Annotated in this window: 16 protein-coding genes; 7 read left to right on the forward strand and 9 right to left on the reverse strand. The window is 42.8% G+C overall.

The features are described from left to right. Positions 1 to 152 precede the first annotated feature (152 nt). Entirely contained in the window at positions 153 to 641 is a 489-nt protein-coding gene (gene yiaA / locus AVL57_RS14025; protein WP_057790376.1) for an inner membrane protein YiaA, read from the forward strand. Between the two features lie 55 nt (positions 642 to 696). Here the strand turns inward: yiaA and AVL57_RS14030 are convergent, their stop codons facing one another. From AVL57_RS14030 to rlmF, 3 genes are all read right to left on the reverse strand, one after another. Beyond that, positions 697 to 1086: a hypothetical protein gene (locus AVL57_RS14030; protein ID WP_057790374.1), complete on the reverse strand. Its 390-nt coding sequence runs from the start codon at positions 1084 to 1086 to the stop codon at positions 697 to 699. A gap of 98 nt (positions 1087 to 1184) precedes the next feature. Beyond that, positions 1185 to 1622, reverse strand: coding sequence for a RidA family protein (locus AVL57_RS14035; RefSeq protein ID WP_167542087.1), 438 nt, complete (start codon positions 1620 to 1622; stop codon positions 1185 to 1187). Positions 1623 to 1711: 89 nt separating this feature from the next. Then, positions 1712 to 2683 carry a 23S rRNA (adenine(1618)-N(6))-methyltransferase RlmF gene (rlmF, locus tag AVL57_RS14040; RefSeq protein WP_057790370.1) on the reverse strand — a complete coding sequence of 324 codons (972 nt, stop codon included), beginning with the start codon at positions 2681 to 2683 and terminating at the stop codon, positions 1712 to 1714. Here rlmF and AVL57_RS21320 point away from each other — a divergent pair. Further along, a complete protein-coding gene (locus AVL57_RS21320) occupies positions 2682 to 2849 on the forward strand; it encodes a hypothetical protein (protein ID WP_167542088.1) in 168 nt (55 codons plus the stop codon). The genes rlmF and AVL57_RS21320 overlap by 2 nt on opposite strands. Positions 2850 to 2904: 55 nt before the next feature. Here the strand turns inward: AVL57_RS21320 and soxR are convergent, their stop codons facing one another. Then, positions 2905 to 3372, reverse strand: a complete 468-nt coding sequence (gene soxR / locus AVL57_RS14045; RefSeq protein ID WP_057796001.1) for a redox-sensitive transcriptional activator SoxR — start codon at positions 3370 to 3372, stop codon at positions 2905 to 2907. A gap of 134 nt (positions 3373 to 3506) precedes the next feature. Between soxR and AVL57_RS14050 the strand changes: the two genes are divergently transcribed. Beyond that, positions 3507 to 3935 (forward strand): VOC family protein, encoded by a 429-nt coding sequence (locus AVL57_RS14050; RefSeq protein WP_057790368.1) that lies wholly within the window; start codon positions 3507 to 3509, stop codon positions 3933 to 3935. 75 nt (positions 3936 to 4010) lie between these two features. Here the strand turns inward: AVL57_RS14050 and AVL57_RS14055 are convergent, their stop codons facing one another. Further along, a complete protein-coding gene (locus AVL57_RS14055; RefSeq protein ID WP_057790366.1) occupies positions 4011 to 5111 on the reverse strand; it encodes a M20 family metallopeptidase in 1101 nt (366 codons plus the stop codon). 352 nt (positions 5112 to 5463) lie between these two features. On the opposite strand from AVL57_RS14055, the gene AVL57_RS14060 reads away from it, so the two are divergent. The 3 genes from AVL57_RS14060 to AVL57_RS14070 are packed head-to-tail and all read left to right on the forward strand — an operon-like array spanning position 5464 to position 10556. Beyond that, the gene (locus tag AVL57_RS14060; RefSeq protein ID WP_126871610.1) at positions 5464 to 6408 is read left to right on the forward strand and encodes an ATP-grasp domain-containing protein; all 945 of its coding nucleotides are present in this window, start codon (positions 5464 to 5466) and stop codon (positions 6406 to 6408) included. Positions 6409 to 6421: 13 nt separating this feature from the next. Beyond that, positions 6422 to 7888, forward strand: a complete 1467-nt coding sequence (locus tag AVL57_RS14065) for an ATP-grasp domain-containing protein (protein ID WP_057790362.1) — start codon at positions 6422 to 6424, stop codon at positions 7886 to 7888. Between the two features lie 13 nt (positions 7889 to 7901). After that, a complete protein-coding gene (locus AVL57_RS14070; RefSeq protein ID WP_057790360.1) occupies positions 7902 to 10556 on the forward strand; it encodes a M14 family metallopeptidase in 2655 nt (884 codons plus the stop codon). A 102-nt stretch (positions 10557 to 10658) separates the two neighbouring features. Here AVL57_RS14070 and glgC read toward each other — a convergent pair whose 3' ends face one another. Next, positions 10659 to 12035: a glucose-1-phosphate adenylyltransferase gene (glgC, locus tag AVL57_RS14075; protein ID WP_057790358.1), complete on the reverse strand. Its 1377-nt coding sequence runs from the start codon at positions 12033 to 12035 to the stop codon at positions 10659 to 10661. Positions 12036 to 12423: 388 nt separating this feature from the next. Here glgC and AVL57_RS14080 point away from each other — a divergent pair, with 388 nt between their 5' ends. Then, the gene (locus tag AVL57_RS14080; protein ID WP_057790356.1) at positions 12424 to 13749 is read left to right on the forward strand and encodes a M24 family metallopeptidase; all 1326 of its coding nucleotides are present in this window, start codon (positions 12424 to 12426) and stop codon (positions 13747 to 13749) included. A 98-nt stretch (positions 13750 to 13847) separates the two neighbouring features. On the opposite strand, the gene AVL57_RS14085 is transcribed toward AVL57_RS14080, so the two are convergent. Genes AVL57_RS14085 through AVL57_RS14095 form a run of 3 tightly spaced genes read right to left on the reverse strand, consistent with a single transcriptional unit; the run spans position 13848 to position 15961 of the window. Then, positions 13848 to 14528 (reverse strand): SCO family protein, encoded by a 681-nt coding sequence (locus tag AVL57_RS14085; protein ID WP_057790354.1) that lies wholly within the window; start codon positions 14526 to 14528, stop codon positions 13848 to 13850. Then, positions 14476 to 15096, reverse strand: a complete 621-nt coding sequence (locus tag AVL57_RS14090) for a toxin-antitoxin system YwqK family antitoxin (RefSeq protein ID WP_057790352.1) — start codon at positions 15094 to 15096, stop codon at positions 14476 to 14478. Before AVL57_RS14090 ends, AVL57_RS14085 begins: the two co-directional genes overlap by 53 nt. Then, complete coding sequence (locus tag AVL57_RS14095) at positions 15083 to 15961, reverse strand: YHYH protein (RefSeq protein ID WP_057790350.1); 879 nt, start codon at positions 15959 to 15961, stop codon at positions 15083 to 15085. The genes AVL57_RS14090 and AVL57_RS14095 overlap by 14 nt, the downstream gene beginning before the upstream one ends. Positions 15962 to 16039: the final 78 nt, after the last annotated feature.

The following is a 16039-nucleotide window of genomic DNA, read 5'->3' on the forward strand; positions in this document are numbered from 1 at the left end:
AGAGTGTTTACGCTGCATGGCTGACACTGTTAACAAGGAGGTTCGAATAGACTAGGATGCTGATAATTAAAAGTATATATCTAACCGCGGTTAGATATATTTTCAAAGGAACTCGAGTAGGGTTAAAGATAACTCAAAAGGAATTTATAACAATGCAAACAACATCACATCGAATATATAAACCAACACAAGCATATATCTCAGCAACATGGGCTTCCCTTGCGATTGGAGTTATTGGCTACCTTGTTGGATTATGGAACGCCAACATTCTACTTAATGAAAAAGGCTATTATTTGGCAATATTCATTTTAGCCATGTTTTCAGCTGTAACCTTACAAAAGACGGTAAGAGATAAACAAGAAGGCCTACCAACTACCACTGTTTTCGTTGGTATGTGTTGGGCAGCTTTTTTTAGTGCTGTTGCCCTGCTGGGTATAGGCCTTTTTAATGCCGACATGTTTCTAAGTGAAAAAGGATTTTACGGTATGGCATTTATACTTAGCTTATTTTCTATCATTACCGTTCAGAAAAATATGCGCGATTTAACCAATGAAGATGGAAGCACTTTATCATCAGCTTACCCTGGGGTAGCGAATAGTATCGATGTAGCACTCGAAACCACTGACATAGTAGGCGAGTAAACCGAAATGGGGGCAGAGCACTTTACTGGTTACTAATATACTCTGGCCCTACTATTTAGCGATCTTCTTTCGAAAGTAAGAATCTATTCTTCCATTCGTAAACTGCCAACAAACCGACAAATAATGCTTCGCCACAGATGAAAAACACACCAACTGGGCTTGCTATGTGGGCATACAAGATAACGATAGCAGCACAAACAACCACCCAAACGCTATTTGCGATGGCAAGAACCTTAATGCTCATCAAGCTTTTCTTGTTTGATAGTGCCAGCGCTAATGCATAACAGCCATAGATAGTGTTTGCACTTGCCAGGAAAAGAATAGTGTTAAGGGGCAATTGATAAAGCTCACTAACCCATCCCGCAAAGGCAAATAACGCTAAGCCCACTGCTAAACCAGCACTACCATCTATGTATAAGACGCTGATGTTTTTACGCCATATCATCAGAGCTCCTTAGAGTTGTCCTAATATGTCCTTCTATTACACTCTTTTGGTTACATTCTCATAATTCAAGCGATGGCTAAATTAATTCTCTGATACGTCTACTCTTTAAATGCAACCACTTCTATTTCAATCATGTGGTTTGGGCTATAGAGCCTCTGTACTTCTACTAGCGTAGAACTTGGGTATTGGCCCTCTTTAAACTTTTCTTTTCGCACCTTGCCCAGCTTTTTAAACGCTTCAATATCAGTGGTATAAATTACCTGCTTTACGATACTTTCCATGCCTAAGTTATTATCTTTCAGGGTATTTTGTATAAGGGTATAGATTTCCCTTACTTGCTCTTCCAGTGTAGCTTTGTCACTTGCGATACCAGATAGGTAAACGTTGTTACCTGCAATAACCACTTGGGAGTAACCAATTTCTGCCTCCCACGGGTTATACATTTTTCTCTCTATTTTGGTATCAGCAGTAGAAACAGAACAAAAGAGCAATGTTGAGCTAAGAAGTACGAGGTTTCGAACCAGTCTGAGAAACAATTGAACTCTCCTAAATAAACGAAAAGGGGTTAGAGTACTTTAATGATCGTTCATTAATTAACATACTCTGTCCCCATTGTTCAATGTGCTTATTCAATAAACGTCCACGCCACAAAGCGACTTTGCTTTTGCCCTTGCCCCATATCTACTTTCAGAAACTTCGTTGCACCGTAGTAATTTATACTGGTTTCAATGGCTTTTAAGTGGTCGCTTTTAGACACTAAACAAGTAAACCAATCTACTTGTGATTTGTACTTTACACTTTCAATAATCATGCGCTGAATGAAGGCTAGTTCCCCTCCTTCGCACCACAGTTCGTTACCTGTTCCCGCGAAGTTTAGCTTTATGTTACTGATATCGGGCTTCGCTTTAGCAGAGGCGTTTGTATTAGCGTTAATATCAGCATTGGCATCAATTCGAGGCTTTTTACCACTTCGCTTGTGCTTGTTTCCTTTAAGGCCAATGGCTTTGCGCTCGCTTCCAAGCGCAGCCGCTTCAGCAGATTTGTGAAAAGGTGGGTTACACATCGTGAAAGTGAAGTGCTCGTTAGGCTGAATAATACCTTCAAATATTTTCGTTTTATTCGGCTGCTTTCGAACCGACAATAAAGGAGTAAGCTTAGGATTTTTTGTAGCGATTGATTTAGCCGATTTTACCGATACCACATCGATGTCGCTTCCCACAAACTGCCAACCATAGCTTTGACTGCCAATGATAGGATAAATAGCATTAGCGCCTATGCCTACATCCAGTCCTTTTACGCTTTTACCTTTTGGGATAACACCTTTATTGCTAGATGCCAACACATCGGCTATGCCATGAATATAATCGGCGCGCCCAGGTACTGGCGGGCACAGGTAGCCGTTAGGTATGTCCCAGGTTTTCAGCCCGTAATAATAGATAAGCAATGCTGCATTGAGGGTTTTAACGGCGTCTTGGTTGGCAAAGTCGATACTCTTTTTGCCGCTTTTTGCATTAATCACATAGCCAGATAATGCTGGGTGTGCCTGGCACAACGCCGCCATTGGGTAACCATCTTTATGCACATTACGAACATGCATGGAGGTGCCGGCCTTAGTCGTGGATTTTAACGAAGACTTAGGCGAACTTTTTGTTTTGGGTCTGGTTTTACTGGTTGAGCTTGAGTTGCTGTTAGGTGTGGAGTCTACCAAGGCGACTATCCTATTTTTAGATATTTGGCTAAGTGAATTTCTAATAAATGTTTAATCGCCGTCGAGGCTACAGGCACCACATCAGAAATAACTAAATAGATGAGAAAAGGCTATTTTATAACAGCATCGCTAGGGCTATCGCCTAGTAAAAACCGAGCGCCCGCCCCTTTCTCGGCAATGCGATCGTGCTTATTGTACAGCTTGCACTTATCTAAAGACAAACAACCACAACCAATACAGCCCTCTAACGAAGATTTCAATGCGGTTAACTCAGCAATACGCTTTGCAATGTGTTTGTTGAATACTTCACTAAGCCTAGCCCAATCTTCTTTATTCGGCGTGCGATTATCTGGCAGAGTTTGCAGTAGTTGTCGAATGTCATCCAGTGCATAGCCCATGTTTTGCGCGATTAGAATAAACGACACCCTGCGAATGACTGAACGAGGAAACATTCTATTTCCGCCTTGGGTTCGCACGGAAGGAATAAGGGATTCGTTGGCATAATAGCGAATAAGCGATACTGCGTTACCGGTTCGCTTTGCAACAAAGCCAATACGCACTAGGGGTTCAGGGGCCATTTTAAAAATCTGCATTTAATACTTGATCTAAAGTTAGCTTTAGATATTAAGCTGTTGCTGTCTATTAATCCACTGCGCTTTTTTATCGAAAAAGTTACCGGTGAAAAACACACAACAGAAAATAAGGAAATACGATGCAAGCAGCCTCACTTGAACACGCCAATATTACCGTCACTAACCCAGATGCTATTGCTGATGCCTTGTGCCAGTTGTTCAATTGGCACATACGTTGGCGCGGGCCAGCCAAAGATGATGGTTATACGGTACACGTGGGTTCAGATACCGCTTATTTAGCGTTGTATAAGCCAAAACAGTTTAGCTCGAATCACTACAATCAAAATGGACTAGCGTCGAACTCAAGTGCCGAGAACACATTCGATCACACCACGGTAGCCCACGTTAATCACTTAGGTATTGTGGTTGATAATTTAGACGAGGTAGAAAAAAAGGTATTCGCTTTAGGATTTAATACTTACAACCACGGTGATTATGAACCTGGAAGGCGCTTTTATTTCATGCTTGGAGAGGGTCTTGAAGCCGAAGTGGTGTCGTATACTAGCTAAACTATACTAATCTTTAAGGTCAGAGTTAATAAAACCAACTCTGACCTTGCATCGTTTTGCCTAATTATTAATTACTTAGCAACCATTAAAGTGCGCTAAAATTTTACTTACCTCGCCTATACGCCGTTCAAAGCTAGCCTTGCTTGCACGTTCATGAATGGTATGATCGCCATCGCCGTAAGGGCCAAAGCCATCAAGGGTTGGCACGCCTGCAGCCGACACTACATTCGCATCACTCACCCCACCACGTTTTTCCAGCTTAAGTGGCGCACCCAATACACTTTCTAATTCAGCGATAAACTGCGCCTGTTCATCTGTAGGTTGCATAACATCTCGTTGCAAACCACCAGTTACGGCTACTTTTACCCCTTCAACCGCAGGGTTTTGGGTTACTTCTTCAAACGCGGCTAACACTCTGTCCCGCTCTTCTGATTGAGTGAAGCGCGCTTCTACCGTTAAGCTAGCACTGGGTGAAATAGTATTTGCGCCTAACCCACCTTTCATTTTACCGGCGTTAACCGTGGTGCCTTTTTCTAGGTCGGTTAAATTAGTCAGGGCAATTAACATATGAGCCGCAGCCAAGTTCGCATTAATACCGTCGGTATAATGGTTACCCGCGTGAGCGCCTTTACCTTCGAATTCGATTTGAAAAGTCGCAATACCCTTGCGAGAGATAACCACATCATGATCGAGGCCCGCCGCTTCAAAAACCATACAGGCATCGTAGGCTTTGGCTAATTCACTGGTAAGCAGCTTACTGTCGTCACTGCCACTTTCTTCATCGCTTACCAATAGCATATCAATGTTCGCGATGTGGCCTTGTTCGGCAAATACATTTCGAAGTGCGGCAAGAGCGATGTAATTGCCGCCTTTCATATCACATACGCCAGGGCCGTAAATCCATTCTTTATCTTCACGGAATTCGGTAAAAGTGTCTGGCGGAAAAACGGTATCTAGGTGGCCAAGTAGCAGTAATTTTGCGCCTTCACTCTTTTTAGACAGGTAGTGAACATGGTTACCTATTGCTTCACGTCGATGCGTTTCTACAGAGAATCCAAGTTGCTCCATCCACGCATTAAAGATGTCAGCATTGTGATCTACACCCGCTTTATTTTTAGTGTAAGAGTTGAGCGATATAATTGAGGCAAGTTCGGTAAAGTCCAGACTACTATTCATGATATTTATTCCAAGTATTGATTAAAACCAAACTACGCTAAAGCCCTTGTTTTAATTGAGCTATTCACAGTAATAACACATGCTTTAAACGTTAAAGTTACAAATATTGAAATTAATTCCAATTGAGCAAAAATTAAACTTGAATAGTTCGCAATTTAGCCGTTTAATAGCGCCGCTTTTGGGAGGGACTCCTCGTACCAAGACGTACCCTGAAGTCTAATATATGTCATATTTCTCATCTAAAATAGATATTTACCACCCATTTTGGTGCAGAATTTTATTTTGAGAAATCTTCTTACTTAAATCGAACAGAATGTCAATTCATCGATTCATAAAAACAGGGTTAAAAGTCGTGCCAAAGTATACAGTCGGGATGTGGATGTACAGCAACAGCGGCGGTACTGCCATACAGGCTAAAATCGTCAACCAATTACGAGATCGCGATATCGAAGCAATTACCGATCTTAACTTAGGTCATGCAAACGCACACAACGGAACCATTACGTGCCATAACGTGAATATGGAAGAATTAGATGCGTTCTTTTCATACAATGCAGGTCAACAAACACCTTATCAAGTTTTTCTTTATCAAGTATTGAACGAATCAATTCCGTGCCTTAACAGTTTTGAGTCTTTTTCGTTATCTGAAGATAAACTTCGCACTTCGCATCGCTTATCTCGCGCAGGTATTCGTACACCTGATTACCGACTATGTAATACCAAAGACAAACCCATGCTTAAAAATACCATCCGCGAATGGGGCGGACGCTTGGTTTACAAGCCTACCGACGGCTGGGGTGGAATGGGCATAGTAAAAGTGGAAGATGAGCGTTCTTTAGATATGCTTATCCCTTTTTTGGATCAAACCAATATTCCCCACTTCTATGTCGAACGTTTTATCAATTACGACATGACAGATTATCGCATCGACATTGTAGATGGTGAATTTGTAGGCTGTTATGGACGCAAAGCACCTAAAGACGACTGGAAAACCAATGTCACCAGCGGCGGCTCTGTTATTCGCCGTGAACCCAATGATGAATTAGTTGCCCTAGCCATTAAAGCAGCAAAAGTTACCGGCCTAGATATCGCTGGGGTTGATGTAATTTATGACCAAGAACATGAAGAATATGTAGTACTAGAAGTAAACGGTATTCCTGCATTCGCCACGCCTGAGCAAGAAGCTGCAGGCTTGACGTTTAATGATGGAAAAATCGAGCGGATCGTTAACTTGATTGAGCGAAAAGCAATTGAAAAGCGCGCAAGTTTGCAAGCTGCGCTAACCTCTCAACTTTAAACGAGAAAGTAAAATGTCTACGACTAAACTACCTACTATTGGCCTTCTCTACCTAGACCATGTACTGCGCTTTTTCGACAAGTCTAACTTTAAAGGCTGGCCTGATAAAATTGAAACTGTGTGTTACCACTGGGGTAACGACAAAGCCCGCTTTGTTCGTGAAGTGAAAAGCAAAAATATCGATATTCTGATTGGTAATATTCCTGCTACGGCTTATGAGACGTTCCGTGAAATTGCTCGCGAACTGCCAGACGTGCGCTTTTTGCCTTCAATGGATACGCAGTTTGCCAACAAGTCGAAAGAAAATGTGACCCATTTTTGCGAAAAGCATGACTTGCCTATTCCGAAAACTGATATTTTTTACGAAAAAGACGAAGCTATGGCGTTTTTACGTAAAACCAGTTATCCAAAAATTATTAAAAAATCTTATGGCCCATCTAACTATGGCGGCTACTTCGTACATAAAGTAGATAGCTTCAAAGAAGTGGTTGAACTGCTTAATAAAAAGAAATACCACCCGATTTACGTGCAAGAATTTGTGCCAATGAAGGCCGATATTCGCGTGATGCTAATTGGCCACAAGCCTGTTTGTGCGTTTTGGCGTCGTCCACCTGAAGGTGAATGGCTAACCAATACCAGTCAGGGTGGCTCGATGGATTATTCTGATGTGCCCAAAGAAGCGTTACAAATAGCAGTGAATGCGTCTAAAGCCGCAAAAGCTGAATATTGGGCATCTGATATTGCCTTGGGTGTAGACGGTAAATACCGTATTTTAGAATGTGCAACTGCGTTTGCCGCCTTCCCTTACATTCGTGATTGGATTGGCCAGTATATAATGTGGACCTTGTGTTCAGAGCGCTTTAAGAAGCCGCATATTCCTTTGTATAACTGGGAGGAACTGGGTAAGATTCGCACGCCGCTATTACGCACCATGAGAAATATTACTTTTGGCGAATATACTCCAAGTAGTGATAGTGCAGACTCAGCAGCGGTAACTAATCCTGAACTTTATCCTTTGTTACCCGTTGAACTACAGCTCGATGAAGAGTGGCCAAGTGAATCCTGGAATTTTCAAGATAATTACACGCCAAAAAGTAAGGCCAAAATAGTAACCGACTTGCATTTAGAAAACCAAGATGTGAGTGAAGATGATGGCCTAGAAGACGTCATCGGTGATGGACTAGAACGTGTATTAAATGATAGCAACGATGAGTTTGAAGTCGACGCCGAAGTAGATGCGGGCGAACTCATTTTAACTACGTCAGAGTTAGAAAACTTTTTTGCTGGCGTAAAAGGTATAGGCCCTAAACTTACAGAGGTGATAATCAGTACTCTGGGTGAAGAGGGCACGTCAAAAGCGATTTACGCTGATCCAAGCGTGTTTCTGACGGTTAAAAACATTCAGCAGAAGAAAGTCGATGCAATTATCGCGCATTGGGATAATTTCAAGACTACGCTGGTAACCACTGATTTCTCTTAGTAAAGAAGAAATAATGAAAAAACAATATACCTCGTATCAAGAAACAATGGCGTTTTTAGAACAAGCTCAGGAAAAATATCCTGAGCTTATTCGCGTGCATAGCATTGGAACGACGTGGGAAGGTAGACCAATTATGATGGCGACCCTTTCTGCTAACATTGAAACTGCGGACAGTAAACCCGCTCTGCTTTTTACAGGAACCATCCATGCTCGCGAGTGGATTGGCAACGAGTTAGCCATTAAGTTTATTGATAACGTGCTAACCAATATTGATCACAACCCATCTATACAACAGGCATTAAGTCGTAATACCTTATATATGGTGCCTTGTTTAAATCCAGATGGGTTTGAGTATTCTCGTACCCACTTCTCTTTTTGGCGTAAGAATAGACGCGACAACGGCGATGGCACCTTTGGTGTAGATTTAAACCGTAATTTTGGTGTTCGCTTTAAGCGTTCTGCTGATACCACGGTAAACACCTACTCAGGCCCAGCGGCTTTTTCTGAGCCAGAAACTGCTGCCATTCGTGATTTCGTACTTACGCATAAAAACATTACTATTGCGCTAGATTATCACTCGCAAGGTAACGTATTTTTCCCTGCGCATAAGTTTAATCACGAGTCTGAAATTGAAGGCACCGACTTAAACGTATTGTGCGCCAATATGAACCGTGAAATCCATAAGGTAACGGGTCGCCAGTACGGTATACACCGTGGCAAGCCACCTACGAACCTTATCAATGGTAGTGGCCGTGAATATTACTACTCGTTAGGCATTATCTCGGCTGTAGTAGAAGTGGGCACTCGCAACATTCCTGATTACATGGCGAATATGTCGCAAAGTGTAGATGAAAATGTGCCTGCGGTACTTTACGCACTTTCAGAAGCGAAAAATTATTCAGATGAAGCACCGGCTCGTGTAGACAATTTCACTATTGAATCTGTGGGCGTTTACGAAGCGACCCTATGCTGGGATTACCCAGAGTCTGATGACATCTATTTTGAATTGTATCGTTCTGAAACAGTGAAAAGCCCTTGTCGAGAAGATAATCTTATTGCGATTATTGGCAAGCACACGTTCACAGATGTGCAGCTTAAAAGTGGCCAAAAATATTTCTACAATATACGTGCGGTTAATAAAGTTACCGATACCAAGTCGCCTTTCAGCCCTGAAATTAAGCTTAAGACCCAGCTATCTGAAGATGAATATTTCAGAGGCTTGTTCCCGTCGAAACGCGATATCGGTTATGTAGGCCAATATACGCTCGAGAAAAACCGCGACCATTTCGGTTACAACTCATTGTTTGTAGGTGTGAACAAACGCCGTGGTATTTGTTACGGCGTAATAGCGTTTAATATGGAAAACTTACCTGAAGATGCCCGTATTAAGAACGCGAGTTTTTCCTTGTACCCGATGAACCGTGTTAACGCGAAAGTAGAGAATTTTGGTGAATGGACGGTGTCTATTCTCGATCCGTCAGAAATTTCTGACATCACAGACTTTAACCAAATTCATCAAGCGAAGCCTATTCAAACTCTAGGCGATGAAATTCGCTCAGATAAGTTAACTCAAGGTATCTGGTCACACTGGGATTTAAATGTGGCCGAGCGCCGCATTATTCGTAAATCTATTAAGAACGGTACCTTGCTGCTCCGCGTTGAAGGCCCGAGAAAACTTCCTCTTGGTGCAGACTCGCAAATGATGCAATTTGATATTGGTTACGGAAAGTTTGGTTCAGGTATTCATTACCGACCTAACTTGGAAGTTATTTATACCCTTCCAAGCAAACAAGTAGAACTAACTCCCTCGTCAATCAATACCGTGTCTAAAGCTGAAGTAAAGCAAAATGAACTGCAGTCTGGTTTTGATAAAAACGGTGATGTGGTTTACGGGCAAATGACCTTCTTAACCGAAAATCTGCCTGATCCTAAGAAAACCGTGATCACCGAAGCCTATTTAACAATGAGCAACGAAAACGCCTTGCCCACATCGCAAGATATTCGTTTCACCATTGAATTAGCAGGCCTTGAAGATCTTGACTACCAAAGCGTTAAAAATAGAGAGAAAAAAGAGTTTATTGGCTATGAGGTGAGTAACGCTCAACTGAAAGACAAAAACTCACACAACTTTATTTTTGACAGTTATTGCCGTGAAGCACTGGAAGAAATGCACGCGAAGCATGTGCCATTTCATTTCGTGGTTCGCTCAACGTCATCAAGTGCTGAAAAGAACATGCTAGTGAATTGGCATGACTTACACAGCAACCAAGTGTGTAAGTTGGTTATTAAGTACATTGAACGCCGTAAAGAGCCTTTACCGGCACCCGCGAACTTAAGCGTAACCTTAGAGAATCGTCAGGTGAAATTGAGTTGGAGTAACCCTAAACATGCCGATTTGGTTGGCGCGTTTGTGGTAAGAAACCGCTTCCACTCACCACGTTCACCGCTTGACGGGGTGAAACTTTACGCAGGTTCTGATGAGTATACCTACGACAACTTTGGTAACCCCAATGTTGAAAAGTATTACTCTGTGTTCGCTTACGACGATGTACCTAACTATTCTGCCCCTGTCAGTGTTTATTATTCTTCTGAGGAAGTTATTCCTGTGGAAGAAGAGAAATACGAGAAGCAGGAAGAAGAAGACGACGATGAGCCGTTAATTGACTAGTCATTAGCTGCCACGCTGTACTTAAGGTAAAAGTGGTTTATCCAGTAAAAATGAGAATAGGCGCATAAAGCGCCTATTTTTTGTCCATGAACTAGGTTTACCTTAACGCTCGTTCAACGCCGTGCGTATAATTGGGCGAGCAATTTTTCTAGCCGTAACCTCTGAGGGAAAAGGCCTAATTGACCTTACACTCAGCGGTTTTTGCGGTACATCAAAATGTAGCTCCACGTCAGCAAAGCTATCGATAACGTTCTGAGTGATTAATACCACCCCCTTTTCGCTCACTGAAAATCCGAAGTGTTTGGCAATGTTCACGTCGTCAATTGCTAAGTTAGCGGGAATAGTCACACCTTTATCTACGATAACATTTTTTAATTTAGCGCCGGCCTCGATAGTCACATCAGGCAGCAATACACTGCCTTGAAGTGAGGCGCCATCACCAACTGTGCAATTGGATGACAAAACAGTGTGGTGTATTCGGCAATTGTTCAATTGGCAACCCGTGCCAATGAGTATTTGATTAAGATCGCACTGGCCTTTTTGAGCCCCGCCCCGTATTTGAGTTGGCGCGCTAGATAAGGCACTTCCCCAGATAGGCCAAGCCGGATCGGCTAAATTCAACATGTCACTGTTGTTTAGTAAATCCATATGAGCACGCCAATAGCTATCTATAGTACCTACATCGCGCCAATAGGGAATTTGGCAACCGTCGGCACCTCTAAAGCGATGCGCAAACACTTTGTGGTGTTCAATAATATTGGGAATAACGTTTTTGCCAAAGTCGTGATCTGATTCTAACGCTTTAGCGTCCGCTTTAAGCAGCCGATAAAGCACTTCAGCATTCACTACATAATTGCCCATTGAAGCTAAACAATATTCTGGAGCATCTAATAATGGGTGCGGTTTACTTGGCTTTTCATCAAAAGCGGTTACTTGCCCTTTGCTATCAGCACTTAACACACCCAGTTGATTGGCCGCATTTTTAGTAGGAACCTCTATACAAGACACTGTCATTTCAGCGCCGTTTTTCACATGTTCAGCAAGCAATTTTCGGTAATCCATTTGATAGACATGATCACCCGATAAGATCATCACATATTTAGGCGCTCTGGCTTTAATGTATTCTATATTCTGAAAACAGGCGTCGGCAGTGCCTTGATACCAGCTTTCTGACTGTTGCTGGGAAGCGGGAAGAATATCTAATCGCCCCCCAAAACTGTTATTCAACGTGCCCCAATGTTGCATTAAATGCCGTATTAAACACTGAGACTTATATTGGGTGAGTACTGCAATTCGATTTAGGCCAGAATTGACACAGTTTGAAAGGGGAAAATCGATGATTCGACAATGACTGCCAAACTCTAGTACAGGTTTAGCCCGGGTTTCAGTAAGTGCTTTTAATCGTGAGCCCTGCCCACCGGCTAGCACTAACACCATAGTATTTTCTATTATTTGCTGTAAATCAATCTCTGCATTCATAACTGGCTCCGGCTAGGATGATACCTAAATCGATGATGATTAAACTACAATCACAATTTAAATTATCTATTGAAGGAAGTTTGCCGACATTGAATTCAAAAAAATTCTACAACATGCCTTTCGCGTTAAGGCTAAGTAAACAAGGAATCTTCGTTTAGCGTATTGATCCGCATCAATACGATTGACGATGCGCGTCCATGAAGGCTTATATTCATTATAACGCCAGGCTATATAGCGTTTTCATCTGGCTTTCATTTAGCGTGCATTGGCTTGAATGAAACAAGCCAACTCCCCTCCTTGTTAATTGTAGTCACCATTGCTTAAGCCAAACAGCTTGTGCTAGTTTTAATGATTACATGCTTATAATTCAAACTAATAAGGAAAGAGAATGAGAGCAGTTTGTACGCTTGTGTTACTGGTAGTGAGTTTGCAATGTATGGCCAAGGATGTCATGGATATGCAAGCAAGGAGCGAGTTGGTCGATGAAATACTAGCACAACGATTCGAGCAGGTTTTACCCAGTCTTATGCAGCGTACTAATATTGATATGTGGGTAATCATGTCGCGGGAATACAACGAAGACCCCGTCATCAAAACCATGCTGCCATCAACGTGGCTATCGGCCCGCAGGCATACCATGTTAGTCATTTTTAACCCTGGCGAAGGAAAGCCTCTAGAACGTTTAGCGGTAGCTCGGTATGCCGTGGCTGATTTATTCGAAAAAGCATGGGACAAAGAAGCTCAGCCTAATCAGTGGGAAGCACTTGCTGATGTTATTGAAGCGCGCGACCCCAAACGAATTGCAGTGAATGTGTCAGATGCATTTGCACTTGCTGACGGCATGAGCAGCACCGAAAACAGCAAGTTCATAGCCGCCCTTTCTCCTAAATTTAAAGACCGTGTGGTATCGGGTGAAAAACTGGCCATTGCTTGGCTAGAAACTCGTAGTAAGCTTGAAATGCAACACTACCCTTCCCTGACTCAAATTGGCCACCAACTTATAGCAACGGCTTTTTCAAATGAAGTTGTTACTCCTGGAATCACTACTACCGACGATGTCATATGGTGGTTGCGTGACCAAAGCAAGGCATTAGGGTTAGAAAACTGGTTTCATCCTTCAGTGTCTATTCAACGTGCAGACAATGAAAAATTTGATCAAATAAAAGCGTTTAGTAAGCGCGCTGGTGAAAATATTATACAGCCAGGAGACCTTATCCATGTTGATTTTGGTATTACTTACCTGCGTTTAAACACCGACCAACAACAGCATGCATACGTATTAAAACCCGATGAAACCGCGCCCCCTAAAAGCATAATTGAAGCTTTTGCAGCAGGAAACCGATTGCAGGATATTCTAACCAACAATTTTAAGATGGGACGTACCGGCAATGAGATTTTGAAAATGTCTCGAGAGCAAGCCATAGAAGAAGGGCTAACCCCTGCTATTTATACTCACCCACTGGGATTTCATGGTCATGCAGCAGGCCCTACCATTGGTATGTGGGATGCACAAGAAGGGGTTCCCGTTCAGGGCGACTACCCTATGTATCCAAACACGGTTTACTCTATAGAGCTAAATGCCGCCACCTATATTCCAGAATGGGATAAAGACGTTCGTATTATGTTAGAGGAAGATGCGTTTTTTGATGGTGAAAAAGTAGAATACCTCGACGGAAGACAAAAAGTACTGCATCTTATTTCATCAGCGGAGTAGCCGTTAGTTACAACAGCGCGTTTATTTGACGCTCTCTAGTCACGATAAACGCGCTAAATTAAATGCTCAGGCGTATATGCAGTTGTTAAGCTAAACTATCACTGAGCGTTCAGCGCTTTAATATCCGCTATCAAATAATCGACAGAAGCACTATTGAGCCCGTTGTATATGCCGCGAATATGACGATTCTGATCTATTAATAAGAGGCTTTCGGTATGCAAAAAATCTTCTGTATTTTGCAAGTTACCCAAGTCGTCGCTAGCGAAGTACGCGCTTTTTGCCAGAGAATAAATAGCGTCCCGCTCTCCGGTTGCCAAATACCATTTATTACTCACAATGCCGTTTTTATCTGCATAGGCTTTTAACAATTCGACCGTGTCGGTATGGGGCCTAATCGAGTGCTGAAGAATTTTTACGTTATCGTTATCAATAAACGCCTCTTGCACCTTAGCTAATTTAGAACGGATCATGGGACATATACCAGGGCAAGTACTGAAGAAAAAGCCAGCCACGTAGATTCTATTTTCGAAATCCTTCTCGCTGACCTTTTCCCCGTCTTGATTGGTGAAGCTAAAAGCCGGTATTTGGTGAAAATCGTTAAGCGCATCACTACCGCTTTCAATCCAGTGCGGTGTGAATTCTTTACTATTATAGTAGGGTAAGTCGTCAGCGCCGTAGGCTGACGTGGCTGTTATTATACTAATGCTGCCTAACAACAGCATTGCACTAGAAACTAAGACTGGCTTGATTTTGGTAGTAATCAACAGAGATAACCTCATCTTCAAGCCCCACACAGTTGTTTGCTTTTCTAAGCCCATAAATCCGCCCATTCTTGTATTCAAAATTAGAGTATAAGGTGCCATTTTTTCGCCACGCTTGCTGCAAGCCTACCGGTTGCCCTTCGTGGTAGTTAAATTTCTTGAATTTGGCTCCACTTCTGTACCAACGCCAGCCTTCACCTTCGACCTTGCCGTTTTCATACACAAATGCCGACCGAAGGTTTCCGTTAACCCACCACGTTTTTACACTACCCTCTCTGGCGCCAGACGCATAATAGGCCTCGTAACCTAAGGTACCGTTCGAAAACCACTTTCTTGCCACCCCTGCGCGGCGACCGGCTACAAACTCATCTTCTGTAGCAAGGGCGCCTGTTGAGTGGTAGCTCACCACTTTTCCTGTAAATGGGGCGTTTTGATATATACGAACACCTTGCTTATTCAGCGATATGGCATTTTCATACACCACTAGTTGTGCTCTATCGCTAAAGGATACCGACCCAGAAGTTTCTGCCAGCCAAAGTGCACAAAACAGGAGTACTTTGTAACCTGTTGATTTAGTTAATGTCACTCGGCGTACCTTGGAAGTTACCCGGGAAAATTAGGTAATACTCGCCGTTTAAGTATTGTTCATTTGATATGTGGTAGTGATATTCAGCATCTTCCTCTGAAGCACCTGTATAAAGGGTGATTGATGTATGGCCGTTCGATTCATCTAAATCGGTGGGGTAGTCTACGGTTGAGTAGCAACGTCTCCCAAATATGAAAAATCCATCTGCCATAATACCTACCAGCGAATCATCATCATAAGAGATAGCTTGTGGCTCTAAATGGTAGTGGTAAGTTTGCGGGCCAGTATGCGCACCATTGCGATCAAAACCTTGTATCACGCCTATCGATACATCTCCTGTACCTTCGGAATCGTTGAAAATGGGCGCGCCGCTCAAAGCAATACCTATTGCACCTAACGGCGTGGCCGATGATGTGGCGGCTAGTTCCGGCGATACAGGGACGGTTAAATCAAAATCATTTAGGTAATCTTCAATATCACCCGGTGAGCGCTTTTGATTGAATAGAGTTTCATCTTCAGGCTCAACATATAAGCCGCTGGCATTGCCTGAATCCCAATATGATGATGTGTGATCGGGTTTACCTGCCGACTCGAGCGACACTGTGCATCCATCTTCAGACAACACAATAGTGACATTTGGTGCCGCAACAAATTCAAGATAGGCACTTGAAAGCTCTGTCATCGGCGAGTCGCACGTTGTGGTACTCGAGTCGCTGTCGTTACCCGTGTCTGTTCCGGTGCCCGCATCAACACTGGTGTCGCTGTCTACAGTTTCGTCAGTTGATGAGCCCCCGCCGCAAGCAGCTAACACTGATAGAATGCTTACGCATAACAATGTACGTATTGCGTAGTGACTTTTCGACATAATGATTCTCTCTATTGATATTTGTTGTCGCTGTATTCTTACGCTTATGCCCAGTGCAAACAAACGTAAGGAACGTGA

The sequence above is a fragment of the Alteromonas stellipolaris genome, assembly GCF_001562115.1.
GTDB classification, from domain to species: Bacteria; Pseudomonadota; Gammaproteobacteria; order Enterobacterales; family Alteromonadaceae; genus Alteromonas; species Alteromonas stellipolaris.